Raw genomic sequence first — 15367 nt, forward strand, 5'->3', positions numbered from 1 at the left:
CGGCATCCGTCACCTCGGCCCGTAAGCGGTCCCGCACCTGGGAGGTGGCTGGTGGAGTCACGCCGACTCGGCAGGGGTCGTGGCCAGCAGGACTGGCAACTCGTCACGGCCGTTCATGATGAACGTGCTCTGCGGCTTGATGTCCGACGCCGGAACCGCGAGGACAAGGTCGGGGAAGCGGGTGAACAGCGCGGAGACCGCGATCTCGGCCTCCACGCGGCCGAGGGCCTTGCCGATGCAGCTGTACGCGCCGTGGCCGAAGGACAGATGGTCCTTCGACGGCCGGGTGATGTCGAAGGACCCGGCGCTCGTGCCGTGGATGGCGGGATCGCGTCCGATGGCGGCGAAATTCATGAGGACCGGATCGCCCGCGCTCATCGTCACGCCGCCGAGCTGAACATCCTCGGTGGGAAACCGGAATGGCAGATGTGCCACCGGCGCCTCGACGCGAAGGGTTTCCTCGATCGCGTCCTGCCACGAGGCCTTCCCGGACCTGACCAGCTGCAACTGGTCGGGATGGGAGAGCAGGGCGAGTACCGAATTGACCACCAGGTTCGTGACGGTTTCGGTGCCGGTACCCAGCAGGAACGACAGATTGCCGATGATCTCGCCGTCGCGCAGCTCCGAACCGTCCTCCTGCTGGGCGGCGATCAGATCACTCATGAGGTCGTCCGCGGGGTGTTGGCGCCTGGCCTCCACCACCGCGGCCAGCTCCATCAGTCCCCGTTCGACACTCGCCGCGATCTCCTCGCTGGTCTTTGTCGTGTCGATCTGCGCCTCGCCGTCGCCGAGGATGGTTCCCCGGGCCGCCTCGGGAATACCTACGACATCGAAGATCACGCGGGCGGCGAGGGGGTAGGCGTACCTCGCCTTGAGGTCCACCACCGTACCGGCCGAGCTGCCCGCGAGGTCCGCCAGCAGGCTCGCAACGATCTTGTCGATCGTCGGCCGCATCGCCTCGATCCGTCGCGGCGTGAATCTCTTCGCCACAAGCGCCCGCATGCGACTGTGCGCGCTTCCGTATGTCGTGTTCATGTTGTCCATGAGCGCCCAGTCGATGAGTGGGAAGCTCGGGTCGACCTCGCCGTGGACGTACGCGGTCCAGTGCTGATGCCCGTCCTTGGACAGGCGATGGTCGCTCAGCGCCTGCCTACCAGCGTCGTAACCGGTGATCGACCACGCCCGCACACCGTTCGGGAGTTCGACCTGGGCGACTGGCCCGTGCTCGCGAATCCTCGCGTTCTCCGCATGGATATCGACACCTGAGGTGTCGATGACGACCGGAGGGGTTTCTTTCTGCATAACGCCGTCCTCGCTGCTCAGTTAGACCAGCCCTTGCGCCCGAATTGGCGGACATTCTTCGATGACGATGACATGACATTCCCACGGACACATCTTGCGGAATGCTGCCGCTGGCGCCCGGTTGCCGTTCCCGGCCTCCCGCCCACGGCCTGCCGGACCGCCCGAGTGGCCGACGGGTCCTGGACGGTGATCCGATCAGTAGGTGACGACGGCCCGGAAGCGGACATCTCCAGCGGCTACGCGGTCGACGGCCTCGGCGATCTCTTCCTTGGGAAAGACCTCGATGTGAGCCGTGACGGCACCGCTGGCCGCCAGGTCGAGGGCCTCGATGAGATAGGGCAGGCCATTGTGGGTGGCACCGAGAATTGTCTGACCCTTGGCGAAGAACTGTCGTGACGGGTCGATGGTGAAAGAGCCCGCCGGGTCAATTGTCGCGAGCACCATGCGGCCATTGACCCGAAGGCCGGAAAGGCATTCGGCGGCGGCCTCGTAGGAGGTGCCGGTGACGACGACGACGTCCGCGCCGCCGATCTTCGCGAGGCCCTCCCCGTCGGACACCACGTGGTCGGCGCCGAGCCCGCGGGCGAGTTCGGTCTTGTCCGGACTGCTGGTCACCGCCACGGTCTCGAAGCCGCAGGCCCTGCTGAACTGCACGGCCAGGTGGCCGAGGCCGCCGATGCCGAGCACGGCGACCCGCTCGTGCGGCTGCGGGTTCCCGGCCCGCAGGGCCGACCAGGACGTGTACCCGGCACACAGCAGCGGCGCGGCCATCTCGTAGGGCAGGTCGTCCGGCAGCAGCACCGTGGAGGACGCCGGCACCGCCAGATACTCGGCATGACCACCGGGCCTGGTCAGCCCGGTCATCGCGGGGGAGACACAGTTCATGCCCGTGATGCCGGTGACGGGGAGGTTGAGTCGGCAGTGGTCGCACGAGCCGCAGCCACCCTGGATCCAGGTGGCGCCGACCCGGTCGCCGACCCTGCGCGAGGTCACCCCGGCGCCTACCTCGACGACCTCACCGGCGGGCTCGTGCCCGACGATTGTCGGCTCGATCGGCGGATACGGATACGTACCGTCGGTGAGCCACACGTCGTTGCGGCACAGACCGCTCGCGTGCACGCGGATGAGCACCTCGCCTGGACCCGGCACGGGCGTGGGAACCTCGCGCAACTCCCAGGCCTGACCGACTGCGGGACACACTGATGCCAGCATCACGACGACGCCTTTCGAGTATGACCGGCCAGGAGAGCCGGCCGTTCCTGACAATGAGGGGCCGCAGCAGGACTCAGCGGCGCGGCGGGCGCTCTGAGCTGGCCGCGCCTGGTGGTCGCCCCGGGAGGCCGCCCGCTGTCCACAGCCGGCACCACGGTGCCGTGCGGCGAACGGCGGACGGCCTTCCGGGGCGGTGAGATCAGGCGCCGCCAACCGTCCAGCCACCATCGGTGGCGGTGTTCACGGTCGCGGCACGGTGACGGACGCGCCGATCAGACGAACGGCGTGTTGCTGTCCAGCCCGCAGACGATCCGGCCGTACAGCTCCAGGTTCGTCTTGGGGTGCAGGATGGCGTGCAGGTTGAGCGCCTGCACGTCCCGCTGGATGCGCTGGATCGGCACGTCCTGGTGGATGGAGGAGCCGCCGCTCGCACCCTGCAGGATGTCGACCGCCTCCTTGGCCCGCTGGCAGGCGGCGCCCAGGTCGAGTCGTACGCGAGCCCGCTCCTCGAGCGTCCAGGCCTCGCCCGCCCGGCCCTTGGTGTCGATCATGTCCGCCGCGCGGCGGGCGTGGAAGCCGACCTCGTCGATGTTGGTGATCGCCTCGGCGATCTCCAGGTGGGTGATGGGCGCCTCGGCCTGGTTCTCGTAGTTGGTGTAGGTGATCTTCCGGCCGGGCAGTCGTTCCAGGAAGGCGTCCTTCGCGGCCATGGCCAGACCGAGGGCCGGCGCGCTGATGGTGGCGCACGCGGTAGGCATGAAGGGGGCCTGGTAGATCGTCGCGTTCGCGTTCCGCTCGGACCGGTGCTGACCCTGCAGCACCGGGCCCATCTGCAGCACCCGCTCCGCCGGGATGAAGACATCCTTGGCGATCGTGGTGATGCTGCCGGAACCGCGCAGACCCGAGGTGTGCCAGTCGTCGATGATCTCCAGGTCGGCGATCGGGACCGCCACCATGACCGGTGCGAAGCCACCGTCACCGGTAGGCGTGACTGCGGCGTTCGTGTTCCAGGTGCTCTGTTGAGCGCCCGTGTTGAACGACCACTTCCCGTTGATGACGAAACCGCCGTCGGCCGGGACGGCCACGGCGCCGGGACTGAGGATCCCGCTGATCCGCACGTCAGGAGTCGCGAAGATCTCGTCCTGCACCTCGTCGGGGAACAGCCCCGTCATCCAGGTGCTGATCGACCACACCGCGACCGTCCACGCGGTTGAGCCGTCGCCGCGCCCCAGCTCCGCCAGGACGTCCACGACAGTGCCCATGTCGGACTCGTATCCGCCGTAGCGGACCGGCACCCGCATCTTCAGGATGCCCGCGTCGGTGATCGCCTCGATGACCTCGTCGTGGATCCGCCGGTTCTCCTCCATCCAGAGAGCTTTTTCCCGCAGGAGCGGGACAAGCGCGGAGGCGCGACGAACGAGCTCATCCTTGGGCGGCGCCTGGGTAATCTCCATCGAGTTTCTCCATAGCAGGTGTCCCGCTGCCGCGCTGCGTCACAGGGCCCGAGATCGGAACCAGCGGCCTTCCAGACGTTTCCAGGCCGGACGGTCCGCCGCGCCTTCCCGGTTGCTGCTCGGCCGGCCTGGCTGACCCACCTCAGTGTGGAGCAGCACCGGAGATGCCGGGGGACGGCGCGGCGGCCCAGATTCGAACACTGTCCGGCACTGACACGAGCGTTCACGGCGCCCGGCGGCCGACAACGGTCGCCTGATCCCGTCGAACCGCCCGAGCAAGATCGGAGGTGGAGTCGGGTGGCGCGGCTGCGACGCTCCCAGAGCGCTGCACGCAGCGAACCTGCACCTGCTTCCGCCTGTCGGTCAGCCAGCGCGGATCGATTCGTTCCAGCCAGGATGGGGATGACCATGGCTAATCGCTTCGACGCCGATGGTGGGAAGCCTGACGCGGGGGTACCGCCGATTCCGGCGCCCGACGGCCCGGTTCGCGGCCGGGAGCCGGCGTCGCCGCGCGAAGAGATCCTGTGCGAGCTGTTCGCACAGGTGCTGGGCGTCGACCGGGTGGGAGTCGAGGACAGCTTCTTCAATCTGGGCGGCCAGTCCCTGCGGGCCATCCGGCTGATCAGCCGCATCCGCGCGGTGTTCGGCGTGGAGGTCCCGGTCCGTGCGCTGTTCTGGAATCCGACGGTGGCGCAGTTGGCCAAGGCCATGGGGGAGGCCGGCAGTTCCCGGCCTGCGCTGGTGGCCACGTCGCGGCCCGAGCGGCTGCCACTGTCGTTCGCCCAGCGGCGGCTGTGGTTCCTGGCCCGGCTCAACGGACCGAGCTCGGTCTACAACATGCCGTTCGCCTGGCGGTTGCAGGGCCGGTTGGACGTGGACGCGCTGCGGGCGGCGCTGCACGATGTGGTCGGGCGGCACGAGTCGCTGCGTACGGTCTTCCCCGAGGTGGACGGCCAGCCGTACCAGCAGATCATCGAGGCCGCCGAGGCGACGCCGGACGTGACGGTGGTGGAGGCGGATCCGGCGACCCTGCCCAGCCTTCTCGAGCAGGCCACGCGACACGTCTTCGACCTGGCGACGGCGCTGCCGGTCCGGGCCTGGTTGTTCCGGCTGGCGCCCCAGGAGCATGTGCTGCTGCTGATGACCCACCACATCGCCTGCGACGGGTGGTCGATGGGCATCCTGATGCGCGACCTGGCCGAGGCGTACCGGGCCCGCGCGGAGGGCCAGGCGCCACGGTGGGCCGAGCTGCCCGCGCAGTACGCGGACTACACCATGTGGGAGCGTGACCTGCTCGGTGACGGCGTCCAGGCGAGCAACCTCCTGTCCGACCAGGTCGACTACTGGACCTCCGCGCTGCGGGGCCTGCCCGACGAGCTGAGGCTGCCGTACGACCGGCCGCGCCCGATCGAACCGACCGACCGTGGCGGCGCCGTCGGGATCACACTGGACGCCGGACTGCACCGTGGACTGGAGGCGCTGGCGGCCGCGCACAAGACGACGCTGTTCATGGTGCTGCATGCCGGGCTGGCGGCCCTGCTGGCGCGGTGCGGCGCGGGCACCGACATCCCGATCGGTACGCCGGTGGCCGGCCGGTCCGACGAAGCGGTCCACGACCTGGTCGGCTTCTTCGTCAACACCCTCGTGCTGCGCGCCGACCTGAGCGGCGACCCGAGCTTCACCGAGCTGCTGGCCCGCATCCGCGAGACCGACCTCGCCGCTTACAGCAACCAGGACGTGCCCTTCGAGCGCCTGGTGGAGATCCTCAACCCGGCCCGTTCGGTGTCCCGGCATTCGCTGTTCCAGGTGATGCTCATCTCCGACAACGCGGTGACCCGCCGGTGGCAGCTGCCCGGCCTGCGGATCGAGCCCGAGGCGGTCGGCCACGAGACGACGAAGTTCGACCTGTCGCTCTTCGTCCGCCCGCTGCACAACGCCGACGGCTCACCTGCGGGCATCCGTGCCACCTTCGAGTACGCCACCGACCTCTTCGACGAATCGACTGTCGAGGCCCTCGCCGAACGACTCACCCGACTGCTGCGCCAGGTCGCCGACGACCCGGCCCGGCCGGTCAGCGAGCACGAGTTGCTGGACGATGCCGAGCGGCAGCGGATCCTGCACGAGTGGAACGACACCTACCGGTCGGTGCCCGAGCACACCCTGCCGCGGCTGTTCGAGCAGCAGGCGGCCCGGACGCCGGACGCCACGGCGGTGCTCTCCGGCGGGAGCAGCCTCTCCTACGCCGCGCTCGACCACCGCGCCAACCAGCTCGCCAGGCACCTGGCCGCCGGCGGGGTCGGCCCGGAGCAGTCGGTGGCTGTCGCTCTGCCGCGCGGCGAGCTGCTGGCCGTCGCGCTGCTGGGCGTGCTCAAGGCCGGTGCCGCGTACCTGCCGGTCGATCTGGGCCGGCCCGCCGGGGAGGTCGACCTCGTCCTCGCCGACGCCCGGCCGGCGGTCCTGCTCACCGACGAGGCCACTGCCGCCGGCGTACCCACGGCGGATGGCCCCCCGGTGATGATTCTGGACGACCCCGCCACCCGCGCCGCGCTGGCGAGCGTGCCGGGGACCGCCCTCGCCGACGACGAGCGGGCCGCCGCGCTGCACCCCGACCACCCGGCGTACGTGGTCCACCCGGCCGGCCCGACGGACGCCCCCCATGGCGTCACTGTCACCCACCGCGGCGTCGTCAACTACTGCGCCTGGGCCGCCGACACCTATCGCGTCGAGGCGGGAGGCACGGCGCCGGTGGCCGTCCCTGTGTCGTCCGGCCCCGACATCAGCTCGATCCTGGTGCCGCTGCTCGCCGGGGCCACCGTCGCGCTGCTCCCGCAGGACGGCGGACCGCTGACCGCAGTCCACAACGGCGCGGCGGATCCGGTGGCGCCGGTCCGGCTCAAGCCCTCGGACCTGCGGGCGATGGCCGGGCAGGAGGACCGGGTCGTCGAGCGGCAGACGGTGCTCGTCGTCGCCGGTGAGACCCTTCCGTCGTCGCTGGCACACAACTGGTCGCGCGGCGGTGCGGAGATCCACCGCGAGTACGGACCGGAGGAGTGCACGGTCGGCTGTGTCGCGCACCGCGTTGGCGACGACAGCGGTCTCGTCGTACCGATGGGGCGTCCGATCTGGAACACGCGGGTGTTCGTGCTCGATGACCGGTTGCGGCCGGTGCCGCCGGGAGTCGACGGTGAGCTGTACGTGGCCGGTGCGCCGCTGGCCCGGGGATACCTGGGTCGGCCGGGGGCGACGGCGGAGCGGTTCGTCGCCTGCCCGTTCGGCGTGGGTGAGCGGATGTTCCGGACCGGCGATGTGGTCCGGTGGCGTCCGGACGGAACCCTGGAGTTCGCGGCGCCTGTCGAGGAGCAGACCGCACCAGCCGCGGAGGCGGATGCTGGTGACGGGGCGCCGGCCTCGCCGCAGGAGGAGATCCTGTCCGAGCTGTTCGCGCAGGTGCTCGGCGTGGACCGGGTGGGGGTCGGCGACAGCTTCTTCGACCTGGGCGGGCACTCCCTGCTGGCGGCAGTCCTCGTCGCGCGGATCACTGATCGTTTCGGTGTGGAGTTGCCCCTCAAGACCTTCTTCGCCAACCCGTCGGTCGGCGCGGTGAGCGCGCACCTGGGCGATGTCCCCAGCGGCGCGCGGGTCGGGTCGTCCGCCACGGGTGAGTAGTACCGGTACCACAGTCAATCGACAATCGTGGCTCGACCAGAGGATCTCGATGAGTGAATCCAGGGAACAGTTCGTTGACAGTGCCTATGTAGCGCCGGATGGCGAGGTGGAGCAGTCGGTCGCGCACATCATCGCTGACGTGCTCGCTGTCGACCGGGTCGGTCGTACCGACAGTTTCTATGATTTCGGTGGCACCTCGCTCGCGGCCATCAAGATCTGCGCCCGCCTCGAACAGGAGCGTGGCTGGCGGGCGGAGCCGGCCTGGCTGTTCATGAACGACGTCGTCGCGGATTTCGCCCTGCGGGTGTGGTCCGAGTCCGCGCTGGCGGCCGAGGCATGAGCGCACCGAGCAGTTCCCAGCCGCTGATCCACGAGGCCGTCGCCGCGCACGCGACGCGCGACCCCGACGCGCCCGCACTGATCTGGCAGGACCGGGCGATCAGTTACCGCACGCTGGACACGGCCGCGAACACCTACGCCGCCGACCTGGCCGACAGTGGCGTCGGGCCGGGGCAGGTCGTACCGATCCTGCTGGACCGCTCGCCGGAGATGGTGGCGCTGCAACTGGCAGTCCTCAAGACCGGCGCGGCCTACACGAATCTGGACCCGAGCTGGCCGGCGGAGCGCCAGAAACTCATCCTCGATCTCATCTCGCCGGCGGTGACGGTCACCACGGACGACAGGTGGGACGGCCGGTTCGACAGGTACCAGCCCTCGGGCGGCGGCATCGACGACGCGGCGTGGCGCGCCCGTGCGTACGACCCGGTGTCGGTGCCACCGGACTCGCCCGCGACGGTCTTCTTCACCTCCGGCACGACGGGCGTCCCCAAGGGCGTGCTGTCGCCGCACCAGGCGGTGACGCGGCTCTTCGGCCCCGAGGGCCTCGACGGCTTCGGTCCCGGCCACGCGACGCCGCAGTTCGCGGCGCTGCCCTGGGACATGTACGCGTTCGAGCTGTGGGGGCAGCTCACGACGGGCGGCACCGTGGTGCTGGTCGCGGAGAGCCACCTGTTGCCGAACACGCTGCGGCACGTCGTGTCGAGGCACGGGGTCGACACATTGTGGATCACCACCTCGGTGTTCAACCTGTTCGTCGACGTGGCGCCGGGCTGCTTCGACGGCCTTGCCCACGTCTACACGGGTGGTGAGAAGGCGTCGCCGGAGCACGTGCGGGGCTTCCTGACCCACCATCCCGACCTTCCGCTCTGGAACGCCTACGGGCCCGCCGAGAGCTGCATGATCACGACGCTGCGGCGGCTGGTGCCCGCGGACTGCGACGTGCCCGGGGGAGTGCCTGTCGGCACGCCGGTCCGGGGTACCGGCGTGGTGCTGCTCGACGAGCGCGGCACGCGCTGCGGCCCCGGTCGGGAGGGCGAGATCTGCATCGTTGGTCAGGGCCTGGCGAACGGCTACCTGGCGCAGCCGGAGTTGACCCGGGAGAAGTTCCCGACGGTCGACATCGACGGGGTCCCGGATCGGATCTACCGGACCGGCGACATGGGGGTGTGGGACGACGACGGCGTCCTGCACTACCGCGGCCGGCGCGATCGCCAGGTCAAGATCAACGGGCAGCGGATCGAACTCGCCGAGATCGAGTCGGTGGCCGGCTCGCTGCCGGACGTGCGCAACTGCGTCGCCTTCGCGGTGACCAACAGCGACGGTGTGCCGGTCCGGCTGGCGCTGGTGTACCAGGTCCCGAGATCGGAGGCCGATCCGTCCGCTCCGTCGGACGACCCCCTGCGGGTGCACGATCAACTGCGTCGGCTGTTGCCCGCGTACCTGGTGCCGCAGACCATCCGCGGCCTGACGCAGTATCCGGTGACCGCGAACGGCAAGGTCGACCGCGCGGCGCTGCACGAGATCGCCCGGATCTCGCGGCCCGCCACCCGAGTCCGGGCGGGGCGCAACGATGAGCGGTGAACTGGACGCCAACCCCGGCGCGGGCACGCGCTCGCGGATCTTCCCGATGAGCCGCGAGCAGCAGGGGCTGTGGATCGACGACGCCCTGTGGGACGGATCGTCCCGACACGTGGAAGCCTGGGTGTGCCGGATCACGGGACGACTCGACGTCGACGCGCTCGAATGGGCGCTCAGTCAGATCGTCGCTCGTCACGAGGTGCTCCGTACCCGGCTGACCGAGTGGAACGAGGAACCGGTGCAGTTGGTCACCGGCCCGGATCCGGTACGCCTGGAGAAGCTCTCCTGCCCGCCGGTGGCGCTCGACGACGAACTGGGCCGGATCGTCGGCAAACCGCTCGACCTGGGCGAGTCGCCCATGCGCTCGTGGCTGGTCCGCGTGTCCCCGGACGAGGTCGTCCTGGTGGTGCAGCTCCACCACGCGGTCATCGACGACTGGTCGCTGAACATCTTCCAGCGGGAACTGAAGCACTTCTACACCGCCCGGGTACGCGGCCTGGAGCCCGGCCTGGAGCCGCTGCCTGTGCAGGCGGGCGAACTCGCCATCGCCCAGCGGGCCGCGGGGCTGGACCCGACGAACCTCGACTACTGGCGCGAGCGGGTGCGGGACGCTCCCCGGTCGTGCACCATCCCGCCGGCCCGGCCGGTGTCCGGGGCGGCGACGGGCGACGACGAGCCACTCCCGGGCACGCTCCCGGCCTGGTGGCCGGAGTACGCCCGACGGCGGAACGCGATGGCCGGACATCACGCCTTCGAGATCAGCCCCGAACTCGGCCAGGCGGTACGCGACGCGAGCCGGGCACTGCGGACCACACCGTTCGGCGTCTTCGCGGCGGCGATGGCCGCGATGCTGTGGCAGTACGGCGAGTCCGATGAGGTGATCTTCGGGACGCCGATGTCGCTGCGCGGGTCAGCCGAGGTCGACGACGTGATCGGCGTCCTCATCGGCCTGCTGCCGATGCGGCTGGCCGTCACGGCCGACATGTCGTTCCGGGCGCTCGCCAGGGCCGCCAAGGCGGAGATCCTGGGCGCCATGCAGCATCGCGGCGTCCCGTACCCGGTGATCGTCCAGCTGGCGCGCGAGGGCACCGCCCCCGACGCGCCGCCGCCGTGCGATGTGGCGATCGTCGTCGACGACATGGAGTGGGAGCCGTTCTCGCTTCCCGACGTCACCGCGGAGGTGATCCGCCTTCCGGAGCGGTACGCCAAGTTCGCGCTACAGCTCAACCTGGTGGCCGGCCGGGACGGCGGGTACTCGGGCGAGTGGAACTACGAGGCCGAGACCTTCGACCCGGCCACCGTGGCGGAGGCGGCCGGCCGGTTCCTGTCACTGCTGGCGTACGGCGTCGCCGCGCCCGACGAGCCGCTCGGCCGGATCTCCGCCGCCGCCGGGAGCGAGCGTGCGTAGCGGCGCGGGGAGCAGCGCCGGACGGGTGCGGCCCAGAAACCAGTGGTTCCCGTTCGGGACCGGCGAGGACGCGGCGGTCCGCCTGCTGTGCCTGCCACATGCCGGCGCCGGTGCGGCGGTCTACCGGGCGTGGGGCCGCGACCTGCCGCCGGCGATCGCGGCCTGCCCCGTCCAACCGCCAGGCCGGGAGACGCGACGCTCCGAACAGCCCCTGACCTCGGCCGTGGAGATCGCCCGGCAGCTCGCGCCGGAGGTGCTCAGGACGGTACGACAGCCGTACGCCATCTTCGGCCACAGCACCGGGGCGCTCTGCGCCTTCGAGGTCGTCCGTGAGATCCGCCGTCTGGGCGGTCCCCTGCCGGTCCACCTCTTCGTGGCCGGCCGGCGTGCACCGAGCATCCCGATGATCAGGACCGAGCTGGCCGGGCTGCCGGCGGACGAGCTGGCGGTGGTGCTGCGCCGGCTGGGTGGAACGCCCGAGGAGATCCTGGCGGAGCCGGTGATGCTGGAGCTGATCCAACCGTTGCTCGTCGCCGACTTCCACGTCAACGAGATCTACAGCTACCACCCCGAACCGCGTCTGCCGGTCCCCATCACGGCGTTCGCCAGCACGCGTGACCATTTCGCGGCGCCGGAACAGGTCGCCGGCTGGGAGCGGGAAACCAGCGACAGGTACGCGCAACTCGTGCTCGACGGTGACCATTTCGCGATCTTCGAGAAGTCCCCGGCGGTGCTCGAGCGGATAGCCGCTGACCTGCGGGTGTAATCGCCGCGCGATGGCGGGCCAGCAGCGCTGACGGCGGCAATCGCGAAGGTGTGACGGATCGTACGGGACTGGAATTGTCAGTGACGGCCGCCGATGCGGTGTGCGGTCGTCGGCCCATTGCCGCTTATTTGGAGGGTCTGCGATGGATGAGCAGTACGCGCCGGACCAACGGAGAAAATCGGTCACTGTTGCGATCGTGGGCGTCGGTGTCCGGGGGCTCAGTGTTCTGGAGCGTCTCATCAGCCACGCGGCCCTCGTTGACGAGGAGTTGACGTTCGACCTGCACCTGGTCGACCCCAACCCCGCCCAGCCCCAACAGTACGACGTCCACCAGCCGGACTACCTGCTGCTCAATCACGCCTGCGCGTACGTCTCGATGTACCCGTCTCCCAGGTCCGTCTCCCAGGCGCCTCCGCTGAGCGGGCCCACCCTCTTCGACTGGGCGCGTGAACGAGGGCTGCGGGTGGCGCGGGACGGCTTCACGGTGGGCACTCAGGGGCGTCTGGTACGCCCGAACGACAATCTGCCCCGGCGGGTCTTCGGGGAGTATCTGCTGTCGTTCTACAGGCGTCTGCGGGACAACGCCCCGGAGAACGTGCGACTGATCCCGCACGTGTCCGCCGCCGCGGATCTGCGGCGAAAGGGTGACACGTCGATCCTGTCGCTCGACAACGGCGACCACATCGAGGCCGACTATGTCTTCGTGACGGTCGGCCAGCGCCCCTCCCGGCCGCCAGACGACCGGGACGGTTCGGCGGGGCGACTGATCGGCAGGCCCTACCCGCTGCCCGGGCAGCTCGCGTCCGTCCAGCCGTCGGAGACCATCGCCATCGCGGGCCTCGGTCTGACGGCGACGGACGCGATCCTCGCGTTGACCGTGGGGCGGGGCGGCAGGTTCGACCGGACTGTCACACCGGAGCGGTACGTGCCCAGCGGCCGTGAGCCGCGGATCGTCGTGTTCTCCCGGTCCGGCCTGCCGTACCGCGCGCGGCCCGCGCCGTCGTCGGTCGTGGCGTACGAGCCCGTCGCGTTCACCCGTTCGGCGATCGACAGGCTGCGGGCCGCGACGCCGCAACTGGACTTCGACAGGGACGTCCTGCCGCTGCTCATGCTCGAACTGCGGGTGGCGTACCGTCGGGCGACGATCCTCCAGCAGACCGGCACCGAGGACGCCGAGGCGTTCCTCCTGCGTGCGCGTGCCGCGGTCGCCGACGGTCGCCTGCCCGCGCTCGACGACCTGCCCGGGCCCGACGAGTTCGACCCCGAGCTGGCGTACCACGGGACCGTGACGCCGAGCGCCAAGGACCTCGCGCCGCCGGCGGACGGGGAGGCGTACCAGCGGTCGCTGGAGTCGTGGATGGCCGCCGACATCGCCCAGGCGGCCCGGGGATTCGAGGGGAGCCCGTTCAAGGCGGCGACCGAGATGTGTCGCGAGGTCCGCGACACCATCCGGTACGCGGTCGAGTTCGGGGGACTGACTGACGCGTCGCTGGACCGGTTCTACCGCTACCACGCCGAGACGATCAACCGCCTGGTGATCGGCCCGGAGGAGGAGCGGTCCGCCAACATCCTGACGCTGCTGCGGTCAGGTGTGGTGTCGATGTCCCTGGGACCGAACCCCCTGGTGAGCTGGGACGATGACAGCCGCTCCTGGGCCCTGTCCTCGACGGCGTTGCCGGACCGCCACACGGTCCACGCGGACTGGCTCTACCGGGGCTACACCGACCGCCTCAGCTCCCTGCACGACGACACGACAGTGGTCGGCGCGATGGCCAGACGGGGTGTGCTCCGGCGGTTCCGGCCCGACAGCCCGGTCGTGGCGTCGATCGACGTGGACGCGCTGGGCCATCCCGTCGCGCGGGACGGCACCCCCGCCGCCCGGATCTGGGCGTTCGGCCTGCTCTGCGAGGGCGCGACGTTCTACAACGGCTACCTCACCTCACCCGAACGCTTCGAGCGCGCACAGTCCGACGTGGACCGCGCGGTGCACGAACTCGTCGAGGACGTACGGCGTGCGGGACAGATCGTGAGCGCGTTCGAGGGAGGCACCTCGCGATGATCACCGAAACCGGACTCTGGGGTGGGACGGCCGATCCGTCCTGCGTACTCGACTCGTTCGAGCGATCGCTCGACCTCCGGCCGGCGACGCTCGCCGTCGCCGACCCGGAACACCAGCTGACCTACCGCGAGCTGGCCGCCTGGATCGCCCGCATCGGCGAGCTGCTTCGGGACGCGGGTGTCGGCCCGGGCGACACGGTCGCCGTCACCGGACGCCGGTCCGCGGCGATCGTCGCCGCGGCCTGGGCCGTCATCGGCGCGGGCGCCACCTACCTGCCGCTGGACGGCACCTTCCCGCGCCGACGCCTGGCCTACATGCTCGCCGAGAGCGGAGCCAAGGTCCTGCTGCACACGGGACCCGACCCGGAGCTGCCGGCGCCGCGCCGGGTCACGATCCCGGCGTGGAGCGAGGTGGACCCGCTGGCCGGGACCGACCTGCGGTTCGTCCGCTGCGCTCCGGAGACGCCCGTCTACGTCATCTACACCTCCGGGTCCACCGGGAACCCCAAGGGGGTGGCCCTGCCGCACAGCTGCATCGACAACATGGCGTCCTGGCAGCGGCAGCACTCGGTCCGCGAGGACCTGCGGACGGCACAGTTCGCACCGCTGAACTTCGACATCTGGTTCCAGGAGACGCTCAGCACGCTCGGCGGCGGCGGATCGCTCGTCATCATGCCCGAGGAGCTGCGGCAGGACCCGATCGAGCTGCTGGACTGGCTCGCCCGCGAGCGGATCGAACGGCTGTTCCTGCCCTGCGTCGCGCTGCACATGCTGGCGACGGCGGCGACGGCGTTCGACTCGTTGGCGAACCTCGCCCTCCGTGAGATCAACACCGCTGGCGAGCAGTTGGTCTGCACGCCGGCGATCAGGACCTTCTTCGACAGGCTGCCCGGATGCGTGCTCAACAACCACTACGGGCAGAGCGAGTCGCACACCGTGTCCGTGCACACGCTGACCGGACCGAGCAGTTCGTGGCCAGCGCTGGCACCGATCGGCCTGCCACTGCCGGGCTGCGAGGTCCTGCTGGACATCGTCGACTCCGGTGACTCGAACGTCGGTGAACTCCTCGTCGCCGGCTCGCCCCTGGCACTGGGCTACCTGAACCAGCCGACGTTGAACGCGCAGCGGTACGTGCGGATCCCGCCGACCGCGCACGGGCACACCAGGGCCTTTCGCACCGGTGACCTGGCGAGCGTGGAGAACGGGGTGCTGCACTTCCTCGGCCGTACCGACGACGAGGTGAAGATCCGTGGGTACCGGGTCAACCCGCTCGAGGTCGAGGCATGCCTGGGCAGACAGCCCGGGGTGGTGGAGGCCATCTGCGTCCCGGTGAGCCTGGGCGCCGGCTCCCGCCAACTGCGCGCCGCCGTCACCGTCACTGGCGACGCGGAGTTCGACGGGACCGCAGCGCTCGCCGCGCTCCGCGAGGAACTGCCCTGGTACTCGGTCCCACCGTCCATCTCGGTGCTGCCGTCCCTGCCACGGACGTCGAGCGGAAAGGCCGATCGTGCCGCCATCGCGCGGCTGCTGGCTCCGGCGAACCGCACCACAGCGGTAGCCGCCGACGCAGGGGAGCGATGAGAC

General features: G+C 70.4%; 10 protein-coding genes. 7 read left to right on the forward strand and 3 right to left on the reverse strand.

The features are described 5' to 3' along the window. Window positions 1-57 precede the first annotated feature (57 nt). From AB0N27_RS04810 to AB0N27_RS04820, 3 genes are all read right to left on the reverse strand, one after another. Window positions 58-1302, reverse strand: a complete 1245-nt coding sequence (locus tag AB0N27_RS04810; protein ID WP_364363169.1) for a cytochrome P450 — start codon at window positions 1300-1302, stop codon at window positions 58-60. A 195-nt stretch (window positions 1303-1497) separates the two neighbouring features. Next, window positions 1498-2514, reverse strand: coding sequence for an alcohol dehydrogenase catalytic domain-containing protein (locus AB0N27_RS04815; RefSeq protein WP_364366068.1), 1017 nt, complete (start codon window positions 2512-2514; stop codon window positions 1498-1500). A gap of 272 nt (window positions 2515-2786) precedes the next feature. Further along, a complete protein-coding gene (locus AB0N27_RS04820) occupies window positions 2787-3968 on the reverse strand; it encodes an acyl-CoA dehydrogenase family protein (RefSeq protein ID WP_364363172.1) in 1182 nt (393 codons plus the stop codon). A gap of 408 nt (window positions 3969-4376) precedes the next feature. Between AB0N27_RS04820 and AB0N27_RS04825 the strand changes: the two genes are divergently transcribed. The 7 genes from AB0N27_RS04825 (at window position 4377) to AB0N27_RS04855 (ending at window position 15364) form a co-directional block, all read left to right on the forward strand. After that, window positions 4377-7634 carry a condensation domain-containing protein gene (locus AB0N27_RS04825; RefSeq protein ID WP_364363175.1) on the forward strand — a complete coding sequence of 1086 codons (3258 nt, stop codon included), beginning with the start codon at window positions 4377-4379 and terminating at the stop codon, window positions 7632-7634. 49 nt (window positions 7635-7683) lie between these two features. Next, on the forward strand, window positions 7684-7974 hold the full coding sequence (locus AB0N27_RS04830; protein ID WP_364363178.1) for a phosphopantetheine-binding protein: 291 nt from the start codon (window positions 7684-7686) through the stop codon (window positions 7972-7974). Next, window positions 7971-9554 carry an amino acid adenylation domain-containing protein gene (locus tag AB0N27_RS04835; RefSeq protein WP_364363180.1) on the forward strand — a complete coding sequence of 528 codons (1584 nt, stop codon included), beginning with the start codon at window positions 7971-7973 and terminating at the stop codon, window positions 9552-9554. Before AB0N27_RS04830 ends, AB0N27_RS04835 begins: the two co-directional genes overlap by 4 nt. Further along, a complete protein-coding gene (locus AB0N27_RS04840) occupies window positions 9544-10959 on the forward strand; it encodes a condensation domain-containing protein (protein ID WP_364363183.1) in 1416 nt (471 codons plus the stop codon). Before AB0N27_RS04835 ends, AB0N27_RS04840 begins: the two co-directional genes overlap by 11 nt. Continuing rightward, a complete protein-coding gene (locus tag AB0N27_RS04845; protein ID WP_364363186.1) occupies window positions 10952-11725 on the forward strand; it encodes a thioesterase domain-containing protein in 774 nt (257 codons plus the stop codon). The genes AB0N27_RS04840 and AB0N27_RS04845 overlap by 8 nt, the downstream gene beginning before the upstream one ends. 196 nt (window positions 11726-11921) lie before the next feature. Beyond that, the gene (locus tag AB0N27_RS04850) at window positions 11922-13784 is read left to right on the forward strand and encodes an FAD/NAD(P)-binding protein (protein ID WP_364363189.1); all 1863 of its coding nucleotides are present in this window, start codon (window positions 11922-11924) and stop codon (window positions 13782-13784) included. After that, window positions 13781-15364 carry an AMP-binding protein gene (locus tag AB0N27_RS04855; RefSeq protein WP_364363192.1) on the forward strand — a complete coding sequence of 528 codons (1584 nt, stop codon included), beginning with the start codon at window positions 13781-13783 and terminating at the stop codon, window positions 15362-15364. The genes AB0N27_RS04850 and AB0N27_RS04855 overlap by 4 nt, the downstream gene beginning before the upstream one ends. Window positions 15365-15367 lie beyond the last annotated feature (3 nt).

The sequence above is a fragment of the Micromonospora sp. NPDC093244 genome, from assembly GCF_040683695.1.
Lineage (GTDB): Bacteria > Actinomycetota > Actinomycetes > Mycobacteriales > Micromonosporaceae > Micromonospora.

Bases quoted from the DNA above. Each gene is read 5' to 3' on its own strand.
- AB0N27_RS04815 (WP_364366068.1), bottom strand. From the start codon at position 2,514: ATGCTGGCATCAGTGTGTCCCGCAGTCGGTCAGGCCTGGGAGTTGCGC.
- AB0N27_RS04820 (WP_364363172.1), bottom strand. From the start codon at position 3,968: ATGGAGATTACCCAGGCGCCGCCCAAGGATGAGCTCGTTCGTCGCGCC.
- AB0N27_RS04825 (WP_364363175.1), top strand. From the start codon at position 4,377: ATGGCTAATCGCTTCGACGCCGATGGTGGGAAGCCTGACGCGGGGGTA.
- AB0N27_RS04830 (WP_364363178.1), top strand. From the start codon at position 7,684: ATGAGTGAATCCAGGGAACAGTTCGTTGACAGTGCCTATGTAGCGCCG.
- AB0N27_RS04810 (WP_364363169.1), bottom strand. From the start codon at position 1,302: ATGCAGAAAGAAACCCCTCCGGTCGTCATCGACACCTCAGGTGTCGAT.
- AB0N27_RS04835 (WP_364363180.1), top strand. From the start codon at position 7,971: ATGAGCGCACCGAGCAGTTCCCAGCCGCTGATCCACGAGGCCGTCGCC.
- AB0N27_RS04840 (WP_364363183.1), top strand. From the start codon at position 9,544: ATGAGCGGTGAACTGGACGCCAACCCCGGCGCGGGCACGCGCTCGCGG.
- AB0N27_RS04855 (WP_364363192.1), top strand. From the start codon at position 13,781: ATGATCACCGAAACCGGACTCTGGGGTGGGACGGCCGATCCGTCCTGC.